The 25,354-nt window shown below is 32.9% G+C and carries 19 protein-coding genes, 1 riboswitch and 1 other annotated feature; of the genes, 16 read left to right on the top strand and 3 right to left on the bottom strand.

Translation table 11 applies throughout. The features are described from left to right. The first annotated feature begins 179 nt into the window (after positions 1-179). From secA to KPL50_RS06095, 3 genes are all read left to right on the top strand, one after another. Positions 180-2,681 carry a preprotein translocase subunit SecA gene (gene secA, locus KPL50_RS06105; protein ID WP_216297572.1) on the top strand — a complete coding sequence of 834 codons (2,502 nt, stop codon included), beginning with the start codon at positions 180-182 and terminating at the stop codon, positions 2,679-2,681. A 169-nt stretch (positions 2,682-2,850) separates the two neighbouring features. After that, positions 2,851-3,955 (top strand): peptide chain release factor 2 gene (prfB, locus tag KPL50_RS06100; RefSeq protein ID WP_216297571.1). Its coding sequence is split into 2 segments (ribosomal slippage): positions 2,851-2,928 and positions 2,930-3,955, totalling 1,104 coding nucleotides; the frame shifts between segments, so codons are not numbered across the junction. 150 nt (positions 3,956-4,105) lie between these two features. Beyond that, positions 4,106-4,546 (top strand): DUF421 domain-containing protein, encoded by a 441-nt coding sequence (locus KPL50_RS06095; protein WP_216297570.1) that lies wholly within the window; start codon positions 4,106-4,108, stop codon positions 4,544-4,546. Here the strand turns inward: KPL50_RS06095 and KPL50_RS06090 are convergent. Next, positions 4,527-5,534: a YeiH family protein gene (locus KPL50_RS06090; protein ID WP_216297569.1), complete on the bottom strand. Its 1,008-nt coding sequence runs from the start codon at positions 5,532-5,534 to the stop codon at positions 4,527-4,529. The genes KPL50_RS06095 and KPL50_RS06090 overlap by 20 nt on opposite strands. 131 nt (positions 5,535-5,665) lie before the next feature. Between KPL50_RS06090 and KPL50_RS06085 the strand changes: the two genes are divergently transcribed. After that, positions 5,666-6,559 (top strand): LysR family transcriptional regulator, encoded by an 894-nt coding sequence (locus KPL50_RS06085; protein WP_253200477.1) that lies wholly within the window; start codon positions 5,666-5,668, stop codon positions 6,557-6,559. Between the two features lie 175 nt (positions 6,560-6,734). Beyond that, positions 6,735-8,438 (top strand): methyl-accepting chemotaxis protein, encoded by a 1,704-nt coding sequence (locus tag KPL50_RS06080; RefSeq protein WP_216297568.1) that lies wholly within the window; start codon positions 6,735-6,737, stop codon positions 8,436-8,438. A gap of 139 nt (positions 8,439-8,577) precedes the next feature. On the opposite strand, the gene proS is transcribed toward KPL50_RS06080, so the two are convergent. After that, entirely contained in the window at positions 8,578-10,014 is a 1,437-nt protein-coding gene (gene proS / locus KPL50_RS06075; RefSeq protein ID WP_216297567.1) for a proline--tRNA ligase, read from the bottom strand. A 61-nt stretch (positions 10,015-10,075) separates the two neighbouring features. Further along, positions 10,076-10,295: a binding site (T-box leader), on the bottom strand. A 277-nt stretch (positions 10,296-10,572) separates the two neighbouring features. On the opposite strand from proS, the gene KPL50_RS06070 reads away from it, so the two are divergent. The 9 genes from KPL50_RS06070 to KPL50_RS06030 all read left to right on the top strand — a co-directional run bounded on the left by KPL50_RS06070 (position 10,573) and on the right by KPL50_RS06030 (position 20,606). Then, positions 10,573-12,369, top strand: coding sequence for a sigma-54-dependent Fis family transcriptional regulator (locus tag KPL50_RS06070; protein WP_253200476.1), 1,797 nt, complete (start codon positions 10,573-10,575; stop codon positions 12,367-12,369). A 276-nt stretch (positions 12,370-12,645) separates the two neighbouring features. Then, on the top strand, positions 12,646-13,950 hold the full coding sequence (gene prdC, locus KPL50_RS06065) for a proline reductase-associated electron transfer protein PrdC (protein ID WP_216297566.1): 1,305 nt from the start codon (positions 12,646-12,648) through the stop codon (positions 13,948-13,950). A 20-nt stretch (positions 13,951-13,970) separates the two neighbouring features. After that, complete coding sequence (gene prdA, locus KPL50_RS06060) at positions 13,971-16,076, top strand: D-proline reductase (dithiol) proprotein PrdA (RefSeq protein WP_216297565.1); 2,106 nt, start codon at positions 13,971-13,973, stop codon at positions 16,074-16,076. Between the two features lie 9 nt (positions 16,077-16,085). Further along, positions 16,086-16,340 carry a CBO2463/CBO2479 domain-containing protein gene (locus KPL50_RS06055; protein ID WP_216297564.1) on the top strand — a complete coding sequence of 85 codons (255 nt, stop codon included), beginning with the start codon at positions 16,086-16,088 and terminating at the stop codon, positions 16,338-16,340. Beyond that, positions 16,340-17,065, top strand: coding sequence for a D-proline reductase (dithiol) protein PrdB (gene prdB / locus KPL50_RS06050; protein WP_216297563.1), 726 nt, complete (start codon positions 16,340-16,342; stop codon positions 17,063-17,065). Before KPL50_RS06055 ends, prdB begins: the two co-directional genes overlap by 1 nt. A gap of 71 nt (positions 17,066-17,136) precedes the next feature. Next, on the top strand, positions 17,137-17,901 hold the full coding sequence (prdD, locus tag KPL50_RS06045) for a proline reductase cluster protein PrdD (RefSeq protein ID WP_216297562.1): 765 nt from the start codon (positions 17,137-17,139) through the stop codon (positions 17,899-17,901). Positions 17,902-17,995: 94 nt separating this feature from the next. Beyond that, positions 17,996-18,469, top strand: coding sequence for a glycine/sarcosine/betaine reductase component B subunit (locus KPL50_RS06040; protein ID WP_216297561.1), 474 nt, complete (start codon positions 17,996-17,998; stop codon positions 18,467-18,469). Between the two features lie 3 nt (positions 18,470-18,472). Continuing rightward, positions 18,473-19,477 carry a proline racemase gene (locus KPL50_RS06035; RefSeq protein WP_216297560.1) on the top strand — a complete coding sequence of 335 codons (1,005 nt, stop codon included), beginning with the start codon at positions 18,473-18,475 and terminating at the stop codon, positions 19,475-19,477. A gap of 253 nt (positions 19,478-19,730) precedes the next feature. After that, a complete protein-coding gene (locus tag KPL50_RS06030) occupies positions 19,731-20,606 on the top strand; it encodes a sulfite exporter TauE/SafE family protein (RefSeq protein WP_216297559.1) in 876 nt (291 codons plus the stop codon). A gap of 105 nt (positions 20,607-20,711) precedes the next feature. Here the strand turns inward: KPL50_RS06030 and KPL50_RS06025 are convergent, their stop codons facing one another. Beyond that, a complete protein-coding gene (locus KPL50_RS06025) occupies positions 20,712-22,067 on the bottom strand; it encodes a M28 family metallopeptidase (protein ID WP_216297558.1) in 1,356 nt (451 codons plus the stop codon). A gap of 202 nt (positions 22,068-22,269) precedes the next feature. Between KPL50_RS06025 and KPL50_RS06020 the strand changes: the two genes are divergently transcribed. Further along, complete coding sequence (locus tag KPL50_RS06020; RefSeq protein ID WP_216297557.1) at positions 22,270-24,432, top strand: Tex family protein; 2,163 nt, start codon at positions 22,270-22,272, stop codon at positions 24,430-24,432. A 57-nt stretch (positions 24,433-24,489) separates the two neighbouring features. Further along, positions 24,490-24,603: riboswitch (FMN riboswitch) on the top strand. Positions 24,604-24,690: 87 nt separating this feature from the next. Then, entirely contained in the window at positions 24,691-25,320 is a 630-nt protein-coding gene (locus tag KPL50_RS06015) for an ECF transporter S component (protein ID WP_216297556.1), read from the top strand. Positions 25,321-25,354: the final 34 nt, after the last annotated feature.

Raw genomic sequence — 25,354 nt, 5'->3', positions numbered from 1 at the left:
ATTCTACACAATATGACAATAGAAGATCATTCATAATTAACTCTGTATTTAAGAAATCATATAAGTTGAATACCAACAAATTAAGTGGTATAATTTAAGTTGTATATTTAGTATATTTAGGAATTGTTAATGGGGATTATTAATGGGAATTATTAAAATGAATAGTGAGGATGGAAATTATGAAAATTTTTGATAAGTTATTTGGTAGTTATAGTGATAGAGAAATAAAAAGAATAATTTCAACTGTAGATAAAATAGAGGAATTAGATTCAAAAATGATTGGCTTAACTGATGAAGAGCTTAAAGCCAAAACAGAAGAATTTAAGACTAGACTTAATAATGGGGAGACTTTGGATGACATATTACCTGAAGCCTTTGCAGCAGTTAGAGAAGCTTCGTGGAGAGTTCTTACCAAGAAGCATTTTAGGGTACAATTAATTGGTGGTATAATACTACATCAAGGAAGAATAACTGAAATGAAAACTGGTGAAGGAAAGACCTTAGTGGCTGCACTTCCATCATATTTGAATGCGCTAACAGGAAAGGGTGTTCATATAGTTACAGTTAATGACTATCTTGCAAAAAGAGATAGAGATGAGATAGGACTAATACATGAATTTTTAGGTCTTTCTGTAGGAGTAATTATTCATGATTTAGACCAAACTCAAAGACAAGAAGCCTATAATTCAGATATAACCTATGGAACAAATAATGAATTTGGATTCGATTATTTAAGAGATAATATGGTTGTTTATAAAGAAGAGAGAGTTCAAAGAAAATTAAACTTTGTAGTAGTGGATGAGGTTGACTCCATACTAATAGATGAAGCTAGGACACCACTTATAATATCTGGCGAAGGAGAAAAATCTACAGATTTTTATAAAGTAGCAGATAATTTTGTTAAGAGCCTTGTGAAAGAAGAAGACTATACTATAGATGAAAAAGCTAGTGCTGTTATAATGTCTGATGCAGGTATTGATAAAGCAGAAAAATATTTCCACTTAGATAATTATGCTGATGCAGAAAATATGACTGTACAGCACCATGTGGTTCAAGCTTTAAAAGCAAACTATATTATGAGAAAAGACAAAGATTACATGGATAAAGATGGAGAAGTTATAATTGTAGATGAGTTTACTGGAAGACTTATGGAAGGCAGAAGATATAGTGATGGACTTCACCAAGCTATTGAAGCAAAAGAGGGCTTGAAAATTGAAAAAGAGTCAAAAACCCTTGCTACAATTACATTCCAAAACTATTTTAGAATGTATAATAAGTTATCAGGTATGACTGGTACAGCACTTACAGAAGAAAATGAATTTAGAGAAATATACGGATTAGACGTATTAGTGATCCCTACTAATATGCCACTAACAAGACTTGATAATGCGGATTTAGTTTATAAAACTATCAAGGGGAAATATAAAGCTATAGTAGATGAAATAGTTGAAACTTATAAGGCTAAGCAACCTGTTCTTGTAGGTACTGTTAGTATAGAAAAATCAGAATTAATATCTGAAATGCTTAAAAGACGCGGAATTCCTCATCAAGTACTTAATGCTAAATATCACGAAAAAGAAGCGGATATAATATCTCATGCAGGAGCACTTGGAATGGTTACCATAGCAACTAATATGGCTGGTCGTGGTACGGATATTAAACTTGAAGAAGGCGTTGTTGAAGCTGGAGGACTTAAGATAATTGGAACTGAAAGACATGAATCTAGGCGTATTGATAATCAACTTAGAGGGCGTTCTGGTCGTCAAGGAGATGTAGGAAGTTCAAGATTTTACATATCACTAGAAGATGATTTAATGAGAATATTTGGTTCAGAAAGGCTTCAAGGAGTGGTAGAAAAATTAGGCTTAACTGATGAGGATGCTATTGAAAGCAAAATGGTAAGTGGAGCTATAGAAAGTGCTCAAAAGAAAGTTGAAGGAAATAATTTTGATATAAGAAAAAATGTTGTTCAGTATGATGATGTAATGAACCAACAAAGAGAAATTATTTATAGACAAAGAACAGAGGTTCTTCAAGGCGAAAATATAAAAGATCAAGTTGAAGAAATGATAAAAGATGTTATTTTCTCAGCAGTTGCATCTCATATTAGTGGCATAGAGGAAAGTTTTGATGAGGAAGTAGTAAAATTAGTTAATTTCCTTGAAACAATATATCTTCCCAAGGGGATTGTTTCAATAGAAGAACTTTCAAAAACATCTAATGAAGAAATTAAGACTACCCTTTTAGATATAGCTGAGAAAATGTATGCTCAGAAAGAAGAACATTTTGGTGAAGAACAAATGAGAGAAGTTGAAAGAGTTATTCTTTTAAGAGTTGTAGATAGCAAATGGATGGACCATATTGATGATATGGAACATTTAAAGCAAGGTATTGGACTTAGAGCATATAAACAACAAGATCCATCACAAGCCTACCAAATGGAAGGTAGTGATATGTTTGCTGAGATGATTGATAACATAAAAACAGAAACAGTTAAGTACTTATTCCATGTGCAAATAGAAAAAGCACCTGAAAGAGAAATGGTTGCCAAAATTACATCAACAAATCATGATGATTCCGTTAAAAAGGAGCCAACTAAAAAAGAAGTTAAACCAGGAAGAAATGATGACTGTTCTTGTGGATCTGGAAGGAAATACAAAAACTGCTGCGGTAGGGGATAACAATTAATAATTGTTATCTCCCTCAGAGAATAGCAAAGTGGTCAACAATTAATAATAGTTGAAAATTGACAGATGGCAGTTGACAGTTAATTAAATTTTTCCCAGTGGAAAAATGAAAACTAAACTGTTACTGTCAATTTTTGATTTAACTAAAAAAGGGGTGCAATAATTGATAATACAAATGGAAGAATTTATAAGTGAATTAAATGTAGTAAAAGTTAACGTAGAAGAGATCAGGGTGTCTCTTTGACATAACAACACTAGAAAAAGAGTTAAGAGAATTTGAATTTAAAATGCAAGAAACTAGTTTTTGGAATGATACTGACCTAGCACAAGAAATTGCTCAGAAAGCTAAGGGGATAAAAGATGGAATTGATAGATTTAACCTATTGATTAGTAAAATAGAGGATTTAGATGTTCTTATTGAGCTTAGCACGGAGGAAGATGATGATTCCTCTATGGGAGAAATAAAAAGTGAATTAAGAGAGTTAACCCATGATACTGATAGGTTTAGGATAGAAATTTTATTATCTGGAAAATATGATATAAATAATGCTATTTTAACCCTCCACAACGGTGCAGGCGGAAATGATGCTCAAGATTGGACTGAAATGCTTTATAGGATGTACTCAAGATGGTGTGAAAAGAAGGGCTATAAAGTAGAAGTTTTAGATTATCAGCCTTCTGATGAAGCAGGCATTAAAGCAGTTACGTTAAAAATAACTGGTGAGTTCGCCTATGGATATTTAAAAGCTGAAAAAGGAGTGCATAGACTTGTAAGAATTTCACCCTTTAATGCAAATGGTAAAAGGCAAACTTCCTTTGCTTCTTGCGAAGTGCTTCCAGAGCTAACTGAAAGTCAAGATATCGATATAAGACCAGATGACCTTAGGATAGACACTTTTAGATCAGGAGGTGCTGGAGGTCAACATGTAAATAAAACTGAGTCAGCGATAAGGATTACCCATATACCTACTGGTATAGTAGTTCAGTGTCAAAATGAAAGAAGCCAGCATAGTAATAAACAAACTGCAATGAAGATGCTTATGGCAAAACTTTTAGATTTAAAGGAAAGAGCCCATAAGGATAGAATTGAAGACTTAACTGGAGATCTAAAAGATAATGGCTGGGGAAGTCAAATTAGGTCTTATGTATTTCATCCATATAATTTGGTTAAGGACCATAGGACTAATACAGAAATGGGAAATGTAGATGCGGTTATGGATGGAGATATTGATATTTTCATTGAGGAGTATCTTAGAATGAATAAATAACTCTAAATAAAAAATCCAATAGAATATTTAATTATTCTATTGGATTTTTTTATTAAAGATAGGTGTGATTATTAAAACTAATAATGTAATTTAATAGATATTATTATATAATGGTTGGAATAATAACAATCTATTAAGTTGAGGTGAATTATGATAGCACTAATATTTGCATATGGTCAAATTGTTTTAAGTTCTGTAGCTGTATATATTTTTATTGTTGTTGCTATAAGATTTTTTGGTAAAAATGAATTAGCTCAATTGTCTGTAATTGATTTAGTTTTTATTTTGCTTATAAGTAATGCTGTTCAGAATGCAATGGTGGGTACTGATTCTTCATTAGGAGGGGGGCTGGTAGCAGCAACTTCATTATTTGTTGTAAATTACTTGTTTAAGCGCATAATGTATCGCTTTCCTAAATTAAATAAGTTAATACAAGGAGAGCCCTTACTTTTAATTTATAATGGTGAAATCAACATGAAAAATGTAAATAAATCTAAAATATCTATGGATGAGATTATGGAAGCAATTAGAATCAAAGTGGTTATAAAATATTATAGCCACTTTGATTATCTTATATTTGTTTTGTTATAACTTGCACAGCTATGCTAACAATCGCAACGGTAAACCACACTATAAGACCAAGCAAGATAGGTTTAACGCCATTTTTCATCATTTTTTTAAAATCTGAACAGAGGCCAATAGCTGAGAGAGCCATTACTATCATAAATTTGCCCAAAGTATTTATGTAAGATATGCTATTTCCTTTAAATAGTCCCAGAGTATTTAATACAGAGGCTACTAAAAACCATAATATAAACCAAGGGAATATTTTACTCATGCTAAAGTTAACAGTATTATCAGTTTTTGCTTCTTTCTTCTTTTTTAGTGCGACCACAATACTAAATATAATTGAAATGGGTATGATCAATGTAGCTCTTGTAAGTTTAACTATAGTAGCATAGCTTCCAGCCACATTACTATAAGCATAACCAGCAGCCACCACTGATGAAGTGTCATTGATAGCAGTACCGGCCCACAGTCCAAAGGCTTTATCGGAAAAATGGAGTAAATGGCCAAGAGGTGGAAAAATAAGAACAGCAATAATATTAAATAAAAATATAGTAGAAATTGAGTAGGCGATTTCCATTTCATCAGCCTCTATTATAGGAGCAATTGCAGCAATGGCTGATCCTCCGCAGATGGCGGTACCCACGCCGATTAAGGTTTTTAGCTTAGAAGGAATACCTAGTAACTTCCCAAAGCCATAAGCTGATATAAAGGCTGCGAGTAAGGTGAAAATCGTAACAGATAATGAATCCATACCTGTTTGCAATACCTTAGTAAAACTTAATCCTGCACCCAGCACAATTATAGCCCATTGAAGTATTTTTTTAGAAGTAAAGGCTATTCCTTTTAAAGTGTTTTCTGGTTTTCCAAATACGTTGTTTATACTAATTCCTATAATAATACCAAATACAGGACCACCAACTATTGGTAAAACGCTTCCCAGCCAAGTTGCAATAAGGGCTATAATAAATGCAAATAGTATTCCTTGAATATTTTGTTTAAACCAATCCATAATAACGTCTCCTCATCTTTTATCATTGTCACTTACTAATAATAATACCTGTTTAAAATAAAATCAAATTATAAATACTTATGAAAGTATAAGCAATAATTATATATTATAATGAGGTATAAACATTTATTATGATGGGAGTGATAAATTTGTTAGATACTAGGCTTAAAACATTCATAACCCTTGCGAGCACTAAAAGTTTCACAAAGTCAGCAGCATTATTAAATATTACTCAACCAGCTGTATCACAACATATAAAATTTTTAGAGGAAAAATATGAAGTTAATCTTATTGCAAAGCAGTGCAATAGCCTCCATTTAACGGAGGAGGGTTTAATCTTATTAAAATACGCTGAAGAAATAGACGCTTTATATAGAACTTTAGAAATGAACCTAAAGAACAGTGCTTCAATTGCGAAAACATATAACATAGGTGCAAGTATGACCATTGGTGGCTATGTTTTACCCTATTTATTAGGGAAACATAAGAAATTATATGAAAACGTAGATATTCTACTTCAAGTAAATAATACAGAAGAAATATTAGGAAAGCTAGTAAGCGGAAAGCTTGATTTTGTGATGATTGAAGGAATATTCGATAAAAATAAATTTAGGTTTAAAAAATTTAAAGATGATGAGGTTGTTTTAGCTGTTTCTAAAGAGCATGCCTTTGCAAAAGCAAAGGAAGTGAATATAGAAGATGTAATTAGTGGTAATCTTATATTGAGAGAAAAGGGATCAGGAACCAGGGATATATTTGAAAATAGTCTTATTGGACTTGGTTATGATTTAAATAATTTAAAGGGTTATATGGAAATAGGAAGTATTAGTGCAATTAAATCTTTAGTTGAGTTAAATCTTGGTTACACAATTATCTCAAGAGAGACCATAAGGAAAGAACTTGAAATTGGAACTATAAAAGAAGTTGCCATTAAAGGGTTACCTATAAACAGAGAATTTAATTTTGTTTATTTATATGAAGAAGCTTTTATTAAGGAGTTTATGGATTTTTGTTTTAATTGCTAATATTTATTTAGGTATGTCTATTTAGCGGTATTATTAGAAAATTAGTTATGTTAAAGAGGAATTATATACTATTATGTAGAAGAAAGAGAAAGGAAGAAAGTTGTTTTTTTTATTATGATATTAGATTTGTACAATAGTAATTTAAAAAGCAAAATATACAATGGGGGGATTAATAATGAAAAGAAAAACAGTAGGAATAAGCTTACTATTTTTTATGGTTTCTGCAACAATTTTTAATATGCTATTTTTAAGTTTAGCATCCAGAGCCTTTAAAAGAGTTCTTTCTCAGGCAAATTTACCAACTAAGGAATTGGAAATTATTTCATTGGGCATAAACAACATTTATGCAAAATATAATATTGGGCTTAGTCTGATTTTTGGTATTGTGCTATTTTGCATTATTTTAATATTTATTAGAAATATGGCTCATTCAATGAAAACCATAAATAAGCAAACGAAAAAATTAGCAGAAGGGCAATTTACCGTTAGAGTAAAGGCAGATGGAGTGGGTGAAGCCATTTCTACAAATATTAATGAAATAGTGAAAAATATAAGAAAGGTATTGTGTGAAGTTATGGAAGTCTCACAGATAAATAGAGACCTGGCGGACACACTTCACAATAGTTCAGAACAAACAGTAATAACAGCCAGTGAAATATCCAATGCTATTGCGGAAGTAGCAGTGGGTGCCACCACTCAATCAGAAGCTTCGATTTCAACAAAAGAAAATACGCAGCAGATGTGGAAAAATGCAGATAAGATTGCTAAGTCTGCAGAGAATGCAAAAGATATTGCGAAAAATATGATTTTGGCAATCCAGATCAATACTGAAATGTTCGCTAAATTTACTAGTAAAATGGAAGACACAGCCTTATCTAATTCCAAACTAGCTCATACAATTCAATCATTGCAAGATGAGGTTCATAAGATTAATACTATTATTCAAGTTGTTACAGATATTAGTGAAAGAACAAACTTACTTGCACTAAATGCTGCAATAGAAGCGGCAAGAGCGGGAGAACAAGGTAGAGGGTTTGCGGTGGTAGCTGATGAAGTGAGAAAACTTGCTGAGCAATCCTCAAGTTCAGTAGGGGACATAGGCAAAATAACCACAACTATTATAGAAAAAATTTCTGTAATAAGTATAGAAGCAAAAGAGGAAGTAAAAAAAATCGAGGAAAATGTTGGATTTGTAGAAGGAGCAAAGGAATCTTTTAATAAAGTAATCGATTCAACGAAATTAACTTATGATGCTGTAGATGAAATTTCTTCACTAGCAGTGGAAACTGCGAGTGAAGCAGAATATGTAAATGAACTTATGGATAAAATAAGTTCAATAACACAACAGTCATTGGCTATTACTGAGGAGGTTTCAGCAGCAGCACAAGAACAAACAGAAACAATGCACAATATGTCCATTATTGTAGAGAAGATGAACAAGACTGCAGATGAAATAGATGGTCAATTAAAGAATTTTACAAATAAAATAAATTTAGGAGAAAAAGAGAAGAATATTATAAAAGAAGGACTAGAAATATTGAAGTCAATTGCAATAGAATTAAGTTCAAAGGGATATTCAATGGAGCGCACGTCTGAGCAATTAAAACACAGAAAAACCGCACATATGCAATTTGAATATATTGGAGTTATAGATTTAGACGGAAATATGAAATTTGCAACAGAAACTATAATTAAAGGCAGTGATAATTACGCCTTTAGACCTTATTTTAGGGAGGCAGTATCAGGAAAAGAATTTAGTAGCGAGCCATATATATCTAATGTTTCTTATAATTATTGCATTGCTATTTCTGTGCCTTTTAAAGGACATGATGGTAATATAAATGGAGTTGTCATGGCTGATATTTGTATAGGGGATTAATACAAAAATGCAAATAAAAATCGTCTCACTTTATAAAAAAGTGAGACGATTTTTTTATATTTAAAACTTAATTTTTGAACCAATTCCAAAGATTCTTGCCTTTTTATAAATAGCATCGGAGCGGCTCCTTTAACAAGTTTTAATAAGCTCTTCCCCAAGTAACCATAGATTTAGCTGGTTTTCCACAGCATAAGCAAACACCTTTTTCCTTTGGTTGATCGAGTGGCATGCATCTAGAAGAAGCACCGGCTACTTCTTTTACTTTTTCTTCACAAGTGAGTTCTCCACACCATGGAGCGTCAACAAATCCTAATGTTTTATCAAGAAGCTCTTTTAATTCTTCTACGGTGTTTACACTAAAGCTTCTTTTATTTTGAATATTTCTAGCTTTCTCAAGTAGTGATTTTTGAATATCCTTTAAAATTTCTGGTACTTTTGTTTCTAGTTCAGGAATTGGAACAATGATTTTTTCTCTGGTATCTCGCCTAACTAATACTACCTGATTCTTTTCTATATCTTTTGGTCCAACTTCAAGCCTTAGTGGAACACCTTTCATTTCGTATTGACTAAATTTCCAGCCAGCCATTTTGTCGCTGGTATCCATTTTTACTCTAGCTACTTTTGACAATGTGTTTTTAAGCTCTGTAGCTTTTTCAATTACGCCTTCTTTATGCTGCGCAACTGGAATTATAATAAGTTGAATAGGAGCTACTGCTGGTGGTAGTACTAAACCGCTATCATCACCATGAACCATAATTATTGCACCTATAAGTCTTGTAGACATTCCCCAAGAGGTTTGGTGAACATAAGCAAGTTTACCTGTTTTATCTGTATACTGAATGTTAAAAGCCTTGGCAAAACCATCTCCAAAGTTATGGGAAGTACCACATTGTAGTGCTTTACCATCATGCATTAAGCTTTCAATTGTGTAGGTATCCTTTGCTCCTGCAAATTTTTCTTTTTCTGTCTTTTGGCCTTTTATAACTGGAATGGCAAGAGCTTCTTCACAAAATGTTGCGTATACATTCAGCATCTTAATAGTTTCTTCTTGTGACCCTTCTGCTGTTGCATGAGCAGTATGGCCTTCTTGCCATAAGAACTCTGAGCTTCTAAGGAAAGGCCTTGTGGTTTTTTCCCATCTTACTACAGAGCACCATTGATTATATAATTTTGGGAGATCGTTGTAAGATTGAATTATTTTTGCGTAGTGATCACAAAATAATGTTTCAGATGTAGGTCTCACGCAAAGTCGTTCTTCTAATTTTTCGTTACCACCATGTGTTACCCAGGCAACTTCTGGTGCAAAGCCTTTAACGTGATCTGCTTCCTTCTGTAATAGACTTTCAGGAATGAACATTGGCATATATACGTTTTCGTGGTCTGTATCTTTAAACATCTGATCTAGTATTTTTTGGATATTTTCCCAAATCGCATAACCGTAAGGGCGAATTACCATACAACCTCTTACGCTTGCATAATCAGCAAGCTCTGCTTTTTTTACGATATCTGTATACCACTTCGCAAAATCCTCATCCATAGCGGTAATAGATTCTACTAATTTCTTATTTTTTTCCATAATTAATCTCCTCTCATTTTATAAAATATATAAAAATGAATACAAAAAAAACTCCATCCCAAAAAGGGACCGAGAATTATCGGTGGTACCACCCTAGTTGATATATAAAATATCCACTCAGATTCTAGATAACGGTAGAAATCCGCTGTAGCTTATTGCAAAAAAAGCATTTCGTACAGAACTCCAAGGTGGGTTCAAAATGATCTTTTAAAAATCTTACACCAATGATTTTCTCGCTGTAAAAAGACTCCATTTTTACTAATCCTTTTCTTTGTATTGGGTATATTCACTTTTAATGACATTGTACTTTAAAATCTATCATAGAATAAAAATAATAATATGTCAAGACTATTTTGCCTTAAATTAGTGGTTTTAACATTTTACATGTAATTTTATTAAATATGCTTAATGAGAGGTATGCATATTTAATAATAGAGCAAAGTATTTAGAAAGTGTAGAAATTAAAATATTTTTTACATTATTCAAGGGTTTACTTTGTTATTTTAAATAAAGTTAGTATAATGAAATGAATAGGGAAATAATAAAGAAGGTGAGAAATTGGTAATTGCAGAGATGTTTTATACTGTAAAGGAAATTATGAATAAAAAATTCATAAAAGTAAAGGCGGATGAAAGCATAAAAGAGGCTTTAAATAAAATGATTGAGGCCAATAAAGATGAAGTCTTAGTAGTAGACCAATTGGGGCTACTCATTGGAGTTTTTACAAGAAAAGATATAGCTAAAATAAAAAAAAATAAACATATATCCTTTGATGAAAAGGTTGTAGAATATACGAATAAAAATGTGGTCACCATAGATATGAACGCGTCTGCTAGAGTTGCAAGAAATTTAATGATAGAGAGTGGAATAGGAAGATTACCAGTAATTGAAAATGAAATAATTAAAGGTGTAATTACCAGCAACAATATAAGAGACACGTTTTACCTTAAGATTGATGAAATGTTTGATCTTCAAAATAATATTATTGACAATTTACACGAAGCGGTATGCATTTGTACTGATAAAGGAATAGTAAACTACTGGAATAAAAGTTCGGAACAACTATATGGTGTAAAGGCTGAAAATATAGTTGGTCAATATATTGGCTCTTTTTTTCCTAATGCATTGATTATGAAAACCTTAAAAGATGGAAAGCGAAGAGATAATGAGGGGAATGAGCCTGTTAAAGGTAAATTTGTTGTTTTAAGTACAGTCCCTATCTACAATAATAAGGGGGAATTGGTGGCGGTAGTATCTACAGATCGAGATGTGACGGAAGTCGTAACATTATCAAAGCAGTTAGAAAAAGAAAAAAGGAAAGTTGAGTTATTACAGATTGCTTATAAGAAAGAAATTGCAGCAAACTATAACTTTTCTTCAATTGTAGGGAAAAACAAAAAAATAATTGAAGCTATAGCAATCTCACAAAAAGTAGCACAAAGTTCTGCAAGTATACTAATTACTGGAGAAAGCGGCACAGGAAAAGAAGTGTTTGCAAGATCAATTCATGAGGCTAGCGGTAGAGTGGGGAATTTTGTAGCGGTGAATTGTAGTGCAATTCCTGAGCACTTAATTGAAAGTGAAGTTTTTGGATATGTAGAAGGGGCCTTTACTGGCGCCATTCGAAAAGGAAAAATAGGTAAATTTGAATTTGCCAGTAACGGGACTTTGTTTTTAGATGAAATTGGTGATATGCCAATGGAAATGCAGGTGAAATTTTTAAGGGTGCTGCAAGATGGTATAGTATATCGATTGGGGAGTGAAAAGGGAATTGTTACAGATACGAGGATTATAGCAGCCACAAATAGGAACTTGAATGATTTAATGAAAGAAAAAAAATTTAGAGATGATTTATATTATAGGTTTGCAGTTGTTCAAATTGAATTGCCACCACTTAGAGAGCGAAAAGAAGATATAAAAGAATTGGTAGATTTATTTATAAATCAAATAGCTAATAAAGAAAATATAGATATAAATATCATAGATGAAAGGATATACCCACTGCTTGTTCATTGTAAATGGGAAGGAAATATTAGAGAACTGAAAAATGTAATACAAAGAATGATCGTACTTTCTACTGAAGGAAAAATAACCTTGGATACCCTTCCGGAATACATTTTAGACAATGGAGAAGATGAAAAAAAGTTTATCCCATATACTAATGAAAGTGAAAATTTGGATCAGGAGCAAAACAAATATGATTTGGTGAAAATTGTGGAGTGTATAGAAAAAAATACAATAGTAGAAGTACTGCTATTGGTGGGAGGAAACAAACAGAAGGCTGCAAAGATATTGAATTTGAAGAGAAGTACATTATATTACAAATTAAATCAATATGGTCTTTTAGAAAAATAAAAGGCAAGGTGTCAGAAAATTGAACAGTGTGTCTGTTTTCTGACACGGAAAAACCGCTACAAATCATTACAAACATGATTTAGAGGAATAAAGTGAGAAAATAGTGTCAGAAAATAGACATTATTTTTTTTGCTTTAAAAGTAAGAATGTGTATTGGAAAACTCTATAGACTGACAAATGAGTATTTGCAACAGCTATAGGTAGAGGATAAAATCCTTCGAAAGTTGGCACACTAATTGCGTATATATTTAAGTGAAAGAATATGGAGGTGGTTTTATGCCAATAACCTATAAATTTCCTCTTAAAATGCATGTAGGTGCACCTTCTACTACAATTGTAAAAGAAGGACAGATTGTTAAAAGAGGGGAATGTATTGCAAACCCAGAGGGCTGTGGTGCTAAAATTCATTCTAGTGTCACTGGAAAAGTAACTAAAATTACAAAAAATGAAATTTTTATTTTAGCGGACGACATTCAAAGTACGGAATACATAAAAATTAAAAAATGTGGAAAAATAGAAGATACTGCCTATGAAGCAGGTATTGTTGGTGCCGGTGGAGCTGGATTTCCTACTCATATTAAATTAAAAACTCAAATGACAGACGGATATGTAATTGCAAATTGTGTTGAATGCGAACCTGCATTACATCATAATATAAAAGTTTTAGAAAATAACCCGGAAATTGTCATTAGTGGACTAAGATATGCTATGAGTGCAATAGGAGCTCCAAAGGGCTATATTGCGGTTAAAGCAAAAAACAAAAAAGCCATTGCAGCACTTGAAAAAGCACTCTCTACAGCATCAGATATTGAAGTGAAAGCGTTAAGAGACATGTATCCAATGGGCGAGGAAAGAGCGATGATTCATGAAATATTCGAAGTATGGCTTAACCCTGACCAATTACCTTTTGAAGCAAAATGTGTAGTTTTAAATGGAGAAACTTTGGCTAATTTAACAAGAGCAGTTGAAGAAGGAAAACCAGTAATAGATAAAGATGTTACAATAGTTGGAAAACTAAAGGGCGGAAATGAAAGTCATGTTTTCTTACAGGTACCTGTAGGAACTTCAGTTAAAGATTTAATTGAAAAAGCTGGCGGTATTGATGGCGCATATGGCGAAATCATAATTGGTGGACCCTATACTGGTAAATCTGAAGATATAGAAAGTGCAGTTGTTACAAAGACTTCAGGTGGTGCAATTGTTACCATGCCACTTCCGAAATATGAAGGACCAATAGGACTATTAGTATGCGCTTGTGCTGCGGATGAAGCGAGACTAAGAGATGTAGCAGAAAAAATGCATTCAAAAGTAGTTGGAGTAGCAACCTGCAAAAATGTAGTTCAAGTAAGATCTTTAAACAAATGCTTAACCCCAGGACATTGTCCAGGTCAAGCAGAAGCTATCCTTTACCTTAAAAAACAAGGTGCTAAAAGAGTATTAATAGCTAATTGCAGTGACTGCTCAAATACAGTAATGTGTATAGCCCCTAAAATGGGAATTCCAGTATACCACCACACAGATCATGTATTTAGAACAATAGATTATCCACTTACAAGAAGATTACCAATGGAGAAAAAGTAAAAAATAAGGAGGTTATTTTTATGTCAATGACTGATGAGCACGCAGAGGAGTTTAAAAATGAAGTCGCAGTTGTATGTTGTAGAACAGAAGCAGGAACAATTCTTACTGCAGCTAATTTAGAAGATCCATCAATATTTCCAGATTTAGTGGATTCAGGACTTTTAACAATACCTGGAAACTGTTTGAAAATAGGTCAGGTTATAGGGGCAAAACTTACTAAGACAATTGATTCTTTATCACCGCTAACACCAGAAATAGTAGAGGGTGCTATTGCATCTACGCAGGAAAAGAAGGAAGTAGAATTAACTGATGGTAATGAAAAGGCAGTATTAAAAGATAATAAAAGTGCAGGAGATGTTATTACAGCTGCGGATTTAGAAAATCCAATGCATTTTGATAAATTACAAGACTCTCTACTTATTAAATTGAATGAAAGTGTTTTAAGTAGAAGTGAAGTAATAGGGGCAACTTTAAAAGTAGATGCCGTAGCATTAACTCCTATAACTTCAAACATGCTAGAAGGATTTGAGGAGGAAGTTTCTATGAAAGCTGAAACACCAGTAATGTCATCAGTTATAAATGGTGGAATATTAAAGATTAAAATTGCAGAGGGAAAGGGCATTGATATAGAAATTCCTCTTAATTCATTTAATCAAAATGCAGTTCAAGGATTACAAACAGTAAAAACAGCAACTGCTGGAATGGCTGTAGCTAAAGAAGTTATTAAAGAAAATAAGACTCCAGAAGTAAAGCTTGAGGACAAAATTGTAAGAACACTCACTAAAAAACACTTCAAAATAGAAGAAGTTAAATTTGGTCCTGAAACTAAAATTGAGGGAACTACACTTTATATTAGAGAAAATATCTGCACAGACGCTGTAAAAATAAGCGAACTTGTTACAGATATTAAAATTGATATAATTACACCTGATAAGTACAACACATATAGTGAAACAATTATGGATGTACAGCCAATTGCTACAAAAGAAGGAGATCATAAATTAGGTCAAGGGGTAACAAGAGTACTAGATGGTGTTATCGTTATGGTTACTGGAACAGATGAAAATGGCGTTCAAATTGGAGAATTTGGTTCTTCAGAAGGTATTTTAGAAGAAAATATTATGTGGGGAAGACCAGGGGCACCAGATAAAGGTGAGATTTTCATTAAAACTCAAGTTACAATACTCGCAGGAACAAACATGGAAAGACCAGGTCCTTTTGCTGCTCATAAAGCATCAGATGTTATAACACAAGAAATTAGAGAAGCACTAAAGAAACTAGAAGAGGACTTAGTTGTAAATAGTGAAGAATTTGTTCAATATAGAAGAACTGGTAGAAAGAAAATAGTAGTAGTAAAAGAAATCATGGGTCAAGGCGCAATGCATGATAACTTAATTCTTCCTGTAGAGCCAGTTGGAATACTTGGTGGAAAACCAAACGTTGATCTTGGAAATTTACCAGTTGTACTTTCACCACTAGAAGTATTAGATGGCGGAATTCATGCATTAACTTGTATAGGACCAGCATCTAAAGAGTGTTCAAGACATTACTGGAGAGAACCACTTGTTATAGCAGCAATGAATGATCCTGAAGTTGACCTTTGTGGAGTTGTATTTGTAGGAAGTCCACAAATTAATAGTGAAAAGTTTTACGTATCTGAAAGACTTGGAATGACTATTGAGACAATGGATGTTGCAGGTGCAATTGTTACAACAGAAGGATTTGGAAATAACCATATCGACTTTGCAAGTCACATTGAACAAATAGGTATGCGTGGAATTGGTGTTGTAGGAATGTCATTCTGTGGAGTACAAGGTGCTCTAGTTGTTGGAAATAAGTACACTAAGTACATGGTTGACAACAATAAATCAGAAGCAGGAATTGAAAATGAAGTTTTAGGGTGTAATACTCTTTGCAAAGAAGATGCAATAAGAGCACTTGCAATGCTTAAAACTGCAATTGCAGGAGAAGAAGTAGTGGCAGCAGAAAGAAAATGGAATCCAAATGTTAAGGAAAACAATCTTGAAGCTGTTGAAAAATCCTATGCAGTTTCTATTGAAAGAGTAGAAAATGAAACTTCAATTCCAGAAAGTAAAAAAAGATTAGAAAAATATTCAACCAAGTAAGGAGATACAATGAAATACGGAGATAAGATAATAGAAATGTACGGAGTTATAGTAGAAGTGCATGATGGAAGTGTTTCAATAGATCTAAAAGGAAGATTAGGCTTTATGAAGATACCAATGAGGATGCTAATTACAGATTATCCTTTGCAGGTAGGTCAAGAAGTTGGTTTTAGAATGAGTTTTATTGAGGTTCTTTTTGAGGAACCTAATGAAAAATATGTTAGTAACATAGAGACAAGAAGTAGAAAGGAAGGGAAAGTATAATGAGTTTAACAACCGTTAAAGGCTTACAATCAGAAATATTTGTACCAATTACACCACCACCAGTTTGGACACCGGTAACAAAACCATTAAATGAAATGAGAATTGCTTTTGCAACTGCTGCAGGAGTTCACTTAAAAACAGATAAGAGATTTAATTTAGCAGGAGACTTTACATTTAGAGCAGTTCCAGGAGATGTAAATTCTAATGATTTAATGGTATCTCATGGTGGATATGACAATGGAGACGTTAATAAAGATATAAATTGTATGTTCCCTATTGATAGATTAAGAGAACTTGCAGCTGAAGGCTTTATAAAAGAAGTTGCTCCAATGCATTATGGATTTATGGGCGGCGGCGGAAACCAAGATAAGTTTAAAAATGAAACTGGTCCTGCTATTGCAAAGCTACTAAAAGATGAAGGCGTAGACGCAGTAGTCTTAACCGCTGGCTGAGGAACTTGTCATCGTTCTGCTGTACTTGTACAGAGAGCGATAGAGGAATCAGGGATTCCTACGATAGTTATTGCAGCATTACCACCAGTAGTTAGACAATCCGGAACACCAAGAGCGGTTGCACCACTTGTTCCAATGGGAGCAAATGCTGGAGCACCAAATGATAAAGAAATGCAAACAGGCATATTAAAAGCTACTTTGGAACAGCTTATAGCTATTCCATCAGCTGGAAAAATTGTTTCATTACCTTTTGAGTACGCAGCAAAAGTTTAATTAAGAATTAGGAGTGTCTCAATTTAAATTTTGAGACACTCCTATATAAAAAAATGGATTGTGGTGAGTGTATGGAAAATGAGATTGAAATTAGAAAATTATTGATTAAAACATTCCATATTCAAAATGTAGAATTTGCTAAAAGAACTTTCATACAAGATAAAACATTGTATTTAAGAGAAAATTTAAAAATGGATTTAATACAAGAAGATGTGGATATTATAAAGTGTATTGATGTAAAAATAATAAATGCAAAACAACATGATTTTTTTGTAAATAGCATTATGGATTTTTCACCAATAGCGACAAAGGTTTTAGGCAAAATTGGTGATGGGATAACACATACTCTTACAGGCGTCTATGTTATGCTCACAGGTGTAGATGAAATGGGAATTCAAGTAGCTGAATTTGGATCTTCAGAAGGTATACTAGCGCAGCAAGTAGTGTTTGGTCGTGCAGGTACTCCGAATGCAACAGATATTATAATCCATGTAGATGTAATGCTCAAAGATGGTATGGGTGCTGTAAGGATAGGACCTACAGCAGCGCATAAGGCTTGTGATAGATTAGTTCAGGAAATAAGAGAATCACTAAAGAAAATAAATGGAAAAACATGTGATGAAAAGTTTGAATATTTCGATAAAATTAAACTAGGTAAAAAGAAAGTAGTTGTTATAAAACAAGTTGCTGGTCAAGGCGCTATGTATGATACACAATTACTAGGAAAAGAACCAGGTGGGTTTGAAAGTGGTAGATCCATTATAGATTTAGGGAATGTACCAATAATATTAAGCCCGAATGAGTATAGAGATGGTGCTTTAAGAGCTATGCATTAATTGTCACTTCCAGTGCCATTAATTGTCACCTTTAGTGTCGTAATCGTCACCTTTGGTGTCGTTAAACTTCATAATCCAGACGAGGAGGATTACTATGGGAGTTGGTCCATCTACAAAGGAAACAACATTACATCATTTTAGAGACCCACTGCTGGATGTTATATCTAAAGATTCAGATATTGATTTATTAGGTATAATCATTGTTGGTACCCCTCAATCTAATGAAGATAAATTATTTGTTGGGCAAAGGGCAGCGGCATGGACGGAAGCTATGAGAGCTGATGGTGTTATTATATCTGTAGACGGCTGGGGTAATAGCCATGTAGACTATGCCAATACTATTGAAGAAATCGGAAAGAGAAATATTCCAGTAGTAGGGCTTAGCTTTGTGGGAACACAAGCACAGTTTGTGGTTACCAACAAATATATGGATACAATTGTTGATTTCAACAAATCAGTAGAGGGTATTGAAACAGAAGTAGTAGGAGAAAATACAGTCTGCGAAATAGATGCAAAAAAAGCAGTAGCGCTATTAAAACTTAAAATGAATAGGAAGATGAGGGGATAAATTATGAAAGCAATGAGAATGATTAATGCAGTAGATTCACATACAATGGGAGAACCAACAAGAATTATAACTGGCGGGGTCCCGGTAATTCCAGGAAATACTATGCCTGAAAAGAAAGAATACTTGGAAAAACATTTAGATTATTTGAGAACAGCAATTATGCTTGAACCAAGAGGTCATAATGACATGTTTGGATCTATTATAACTGCTCCAACAATGCCAGAAGCTGATTTAGGTATTATTTTTATGGATGGTGGCGGATATTTAAACATGTGTGGTCATGGTTCAATTGGAGCTGCAACAGTAGTTGTAGAAACTGGGATTATTCCTATGGTAGAACCTTACACTTACCTAACTTTAGAAGCACCAGCGGGACTAGTTAAAGCAAAAGTAAAAGTAGAAAATCAAAAGGTAAAAGAAGTTTCTATCCAGAATGTTCCTTCTTTTCTTTATAAAGAAAATGTACAAGTGGATGTTCCAGAACTTGGAAAAATAACTTTTGATATTTCTTTTGGAGGAAGTTTTTTTGCACTTGTTAAATCTACCGACTTAGATATTGATATTTGTCCTGAAAATGCACAAAAATTATGCGAAGTAGGTATGAAAATTTTACATGCAATTAATGCATCTATTTCTGTACAGCATCCATTGCTTCCTCATATAAACACAGTGGATTTGGTTGAAATATATGGACCTGCTAAAAATCCAAAGGCTACTCTTCAAAATGTAGTAATATTCGGAGAAGGTCAAGTAGATAGATCCCCTTGTGGAACTGGAACAAGTGCTAAACTTGCATATTTGTATGCAAAGGGACATTTGAAAAAAGATGAAGAGTTTGTATATGAAAGTATTGTTGGAACTATGTTTAAAGGGAAAGTACTTTCAGAAGTGCAAGTAGGCGAGTTCAAAGGTGTCATTCCTGAAATAACAGGCAGTGCGTATATCACTGGATTCAATCAATTTGTCATTGATGAAGAAGACCCTTTAAAATATGGGTTTAGGTTATAAATAACAGGTAGCATTAGTTGCTAGTATAACCCAATAGTGGAATAAACTGAATAATCTGATAAATGAATAATTTGTAGACAGCTATAGTATAATGTAGTACAATATTATTCTATATATAAGGTCAAATATGTGATTTTTTTAACTAAATCATTAAAAATTTAACAAGTAATGTATATTTTATGGTATCAATTAACATGCACTATTATAATAGTGCATGCTAATAATATATTAATTAAACAAGGGGGAATTTAAAATGTTAACTGCCGTATTATCAGTATTAGGTCTTTTAACCCTTTATTTTACAATAGTTTTTATTAAGGATTACATGCTAGCTTCAAAGGAAGGTAGACTTGAAAAACCAAGCTTTTTATCTACAGGAGCTGTAGGATTTGCTACTAATTTCTTTGACACACTAGGTATTGGAAGTTTTGCACCTACAACTGCACTTCTAAAACAATTTAAGCTTACAAATGACAGAACAATGCCAGGAACATTAAATGTATCTTGCACAATTCCAGTAGTATTAGAAGCATTTATTTTTATTACAGTTATAAAAGTTGATACATTGACACTTGTTACTATGCTTGCAGCAGCAACAGTAGGAGCAATTCTTGGAGCAGGATTTGTTGCTAAGCTGGATGTAAAGAAAATTCAATTGGCAATGGGAGTAGCATTACTTGTTGTTGCAGGTATTATGATATTGCAACAATTAAAAATATTTCCTTCTGGGGGAGATGCACTTGGTCTTACTGGAGGAAAACTAATATTCGCAATTATAGCTAACTTTGTACTTGGTGCATTAATGACACTTGGAATAGGACTTTATGCTCCATGTATGGCACTTGTATTTGCACTTGGATTAAGCCCAGCAATTTCTTTTCCGATTATGATGGGTTCTTGTGCATTCTTAATGCCAGCAGCCTCAGTTAAATTTGTTAAAGAGGGCGCTTATGATAGAAAAGCTTCTATGGCAATAACTGTAGGTGGAGTAATAGGAGTAATTATTGCAGCATTTATTGTTAAATCCTTACCACTTGACATATTGAAATGGCTTGTTGTAGTAGTTATTTTTTATACATCAGCTATGATGTTTAAATCTTATTTAAAGCCAGTTGAACAAAAAGCATAAAATATAACTAAATATGTAAATATTATAAAAAATAAAGATGATTTCTGTATTATTACAGGAATCATCTTTTTTATATTAATTGTAATATAGGAGATCAAATATTGTCTAATTCTTTTTTTTGCTTTTAATTTGATTTCTTCTTATAAAGTATCCAAATATTAGAATTCCAATTATAGAAAATATAGTGCATTCTTTATAATAGATAATGATGAAATTGTCCTTAAAAGTATATTTAACAATCTCTTTCGCGGCTACGTTATAGCATCTTTCTATAGAATCTAAACTTATATTTTCGAAGGTGTCTTTTGGAGTGTGTATTCGCGTCGTATCATTGTCACAAAAGGTTATAGCATCAATATTTTCTTTCCTAAAGCCTTCATGGTCACTAGCATCTTCAAAAAGGTAATTAAAAAATATTTTTTCGGTTTTGAAAGTAGCCGAAACTGATTTTATGAAAGGCGTTTTATCCGTGTCTTTTCTTCCGCCCATGATGCATAGGGGAACAGCATTATTACTTCCAATCATGTCAAAATTAAATACTTTACTATCTTGTATATCATCCTTATATTCTGAAATAAAAGCGTTTGAACCTAAGCAACCGAACTCTTCTGCGTTAAAGCCTAAGAAAAGAATGCTCCTATCTGGTTTGCCAAGCGAAGTTAAATACTTACTCATTTCGAGCATAAAGGAAAGACCTGATGCATTATCTAGAGCACCGTTATATATAGTGCCATTTAAATCCGTGCCTAGATGATCAAAGTGTGCCGAAACGATTATTGGTGCTGCAGATGAATCTTTGCCTTCTAAATACCCCATAACGTTATTAACATTGGTTTGTGATACCTCATAGGGGATAAAACAATCAACCTTGCAATCCCTATCTAATAAATCTTTAAGTGATGCAAGGGTTTCTTTAGTAATCATAATATACATGTTATAATTTGAATTATACATAAAAGAACTTCTAAATGATAAGTCATTAGCGCGCGGAACAAAAAATATGAAGGTTCCATTAGTAGTATTAACTCTGAGATAGTCTTCTTTTATTATACTTAAATTACTTTTACAGAAGGTTAAATTATTGCTTTTGAAGTTTATCATATCTTCTTTAAAATCCACACTATAAACGAAGTCTTTTACTACCTTGCCATGGCTGTCTAATACTTTTAAATATGGACTACCATTAATCCTCTTAGGATATAGCACTTTAAAGTTTTGAATTTCGATACCTCTATAAGGCTTCAACCCGTTATTTTTAAATTCAGAGTTAATATATGTAGCGATTTCTGCGTTTTCCAAAGTGCCAGGCAGTCTACCTTTAAAATGGTTTGAAGAGATATATTTTATATTTTGGTACACATTTGTAGGATTGAATCTATATAGGGTATAATATGTATGTGAACTATAAAATAATAATAAAAGACAAAGGGTTAAAAAACAAGAACATATTAATTTTTTCATATATTTCTCCTAAAAAATTTTATCTTTATATAGATATGAAGATAGAACTTAGGGTATGATTAAATAAGTTAATTTTGGTCCATTAGATTTAAAAAATAAATTACAAGAGGAGGACTGACTATTTAGGTACATTTAAATAAATTATATATTGTATTGAATTGTTATTTATTTGATTGTTTCTTACAAAAATAGTTAGGAAAATATGGGAAATATAGAAAGTAGATTAATTAGTGAATTTGGAATAAGCAAAGAGCAGTCGGAAAGTGTAATCCAGTTATTGGATGAAGGGAATACGGTTCCTTTTATAGCTAGATATCGAAAAGAGAGAACTGGGGGTCTTGATGATATAGTACTCAGAAATTTCACCGAGAGACTAATATATCTTAGAAATTTAGAAGAAAGAAAAACAGATGTACTACGTCTTATTGGAGAACAAGAAAACCTAACAGAGGAAATTGAAAATTCAATAAAAAAATGTGAAACCTTGACAGAAATAGAGGATATTTATAGACCGTTTAAACCTAAGAAAAGAACCAGAGCAATCATTGCAATAGAAAAGGGTCTAAAGCCTCTTGCTGAAATTATTTTTCAAGGTGATTTTAAAGAGGACATAAATCAGTATGCTGAAAAATTCATAAGCGAAGAAAAGGGAGTTAATACATCGATGGAAGCACTTCAAGGTGCGGGTGATATTATCAGTGAGATGATTTCAGACGAAGCTGATTTCCGAAAGTGGATTAGGGCGCTGGTGCACAATCAAGGAATGGTAGAAACTAAGGGTGGAAGCGAAGACACTACACCATTTGAAATGTATTATGAGTATAAAGAAGGCGTTAGATCTATTCCACCACATAGAATTCTTGCCATAAATAGAGGCGAAAATAGCAAGATACTTTCTGTGAAAATTAAAGCTGATAATGATAAAATTATTGAATACTTAAGATCTAGATGCTTAAAGGGGAATAATGAAACTGATAAATATATAGAGCTAAGTATAGTTGATTCTGTAAAAAGGCTTATATTCCCTTCAATTGAAAGAGAAATAAGGTCGGAGCTCACAGAAAAAGGTGAAATAGGCGCTATTGAGATATTTAAAGCTAATTTAAAGGCTCTTTTAATGCAATCCCCTATAAAAGGGAAGGTAGTACTTGGGTTTGATCCTGGATTTAGAACGGGGTGCAAAATAGCGGTGCTTGATGATACTGGTAAAGTTCTAGATATAGCTACAGTATATGCTACCGCGGGGAGTAAAGACGGTGTTCAAAAATCCATAGCTATTATTAAAGGATTAGTAAATAAGCATAACGTAGAAGTAATATCCTTGGGTAATGGAACCGCTAGTCGTGAGTCAGAAGAAATTTTAGCGCAGATAATTAAAGAACTTAAAGAGGAATGCTCAAAAGACCTTTACTACGTTATAGTTTCAGAAGCAGGTGCTTCAGTGTATTCAGCTTCCGAGCTTGCATCAAAAGAATATCCAGATATAGATGTATCTATTAGAGGAGCTATCTCAATAGGACGAAGACTTCAAGATCCCTTGGTGGAGCTTGTAAAAATTGATCCTAAAGCTATTGGCGTTGGACAATACCAACATGATGTAACTCCTAAAAAACTTGATGAATCCTTAAAAGGAGTAGTTGAAGACTGTGTTAATGCTGTTGGGGTAGATCTTAATATTGCAACACCATCTTTACTCTCTTATATATCAGGGATAAATGCTGCTATAGCTCAAAATATTGTTGCATATAGAGAAGAGAATGGTAAATTTGTAGCTAGAAAACAATTATTAAAAGTTAAAAGATTAGGTGCAAAGGCATATGAGCAATGTGCAGGATTTTTAAGGGTTATGGAGAGCAAAGAGTTTTTAGATAATACTTCAGTTCATCCTGAGTCATATAATGCTACAAAACAGTTATTGGATTTATTAGAGTATTCAAAAGAAGATCTTAAATCACTAAATTTTAAAGATATGGATGAGCGAGTTAAAACTATTAATCTAAATGAACTGGCTGAAAAATTAGAAATAGGTGTTCCAACTCTTAGAGATATCATTAAAGAGATTAAAAAGCCAGGTAGGGATCCAAGAGAGGAATTACCTAAGCCACTATTAAAAACAGGAGTAGTTCAAATGTCCCATCTTAAACCAGGCATGAAACTTATGGGAACAGTTAGAAACGTATCTGATTTTGGAGCTTTTGTTGATATTGGAGTTCATCAAGATGGGTTAGTGCATATAAGCCAGTTGTCAGATAAATTTGTAAAGCATCCATTGGACGTAGTTACGGTTGGAGATATAGTGGAGGTTAGTGTGCTAGAAGTTGATGAGAAAAGGAAAAGGATATCATTATCTATGAAAAATATATAATTTATATATTGCTTTTTCTATTTAATGTATATATAATTAAGTTATAAAATAAAATTTGATAATCTTCAGGGCGGGGCGAATTTCCCCACCGGCGGTAAAGCCCGCGAGCCGAAAGGCAGATTCGGTTTAACTCCGAAGCCGACAGTAAAGTCTGGATAAAAGAAGATGAGATATATGCGAATTCGCCCTGACATAGTTCTATGTCAGGGTTTTTATTATATCCATCCCTAGAAGACATATTAATTAGGGGGTATAAAAATGAGAGACGAAAAACTTGTTAAACTTATTAAAATTTCACTTTTATCTGTTATGGCTTTTCTTTTGATGTACATTGAATTACCAGTACCTATATTTCCAGAATTCTTAAAATTTGATATCAGCGACCTGCCAGCTCTTCTAGGTGCCTTTGCATTAGGGCCAATAGCAGGAGTTGTTATTGAACTCTTTAAAAATATATTGCATGGAATGCTAGCAGGAAAAACGGCCTTTGTGGGAGAATTTGCAAATTTTCTGGTAGGCTCAAGTTTAGTATTAGTATCTGGATATATATATAAGGCTCGTAAAAGTAAAGGCGGAGCTATTGTTGCATTACTAATTGGAGTAGTTTGTATGTCTATTTTTGCAGGAATATTAAACTATTTTGTTATTCTACCGCTATATGAAAGTGTATTAGGATTTCCAGTAGCTGCTGTTGTAGGAATGGGAACAAAAATAAATCCTAAAATTGTAAATTTAAATTCCTTTATTATTTGGTCAATTATTCCTTTCAATTTTATTAAAGGAATATTAGTATCCTCAGTAACACTAGCACTATATAAAAGTGTGTCTCCTATACTTCATAAAGAAAATATGGAGAGCAAATACAAAAACCGACAAGGTAATTATTAGTCAAAAATATAAAACAATTGCATAACGTAAAGGG

This window comes from Clostridium sp. CF012 (genome assembly GCF_018861755.1).
Taxonomy (GTDB): domain Bacteria; phylum Bacillota; class Clostridia; order Clostridiales; family Clostridiaceae; genus Clostridium_AD.
This window is presented reverse-complemented; position numbering and strand designations above follow the sequence as displayed.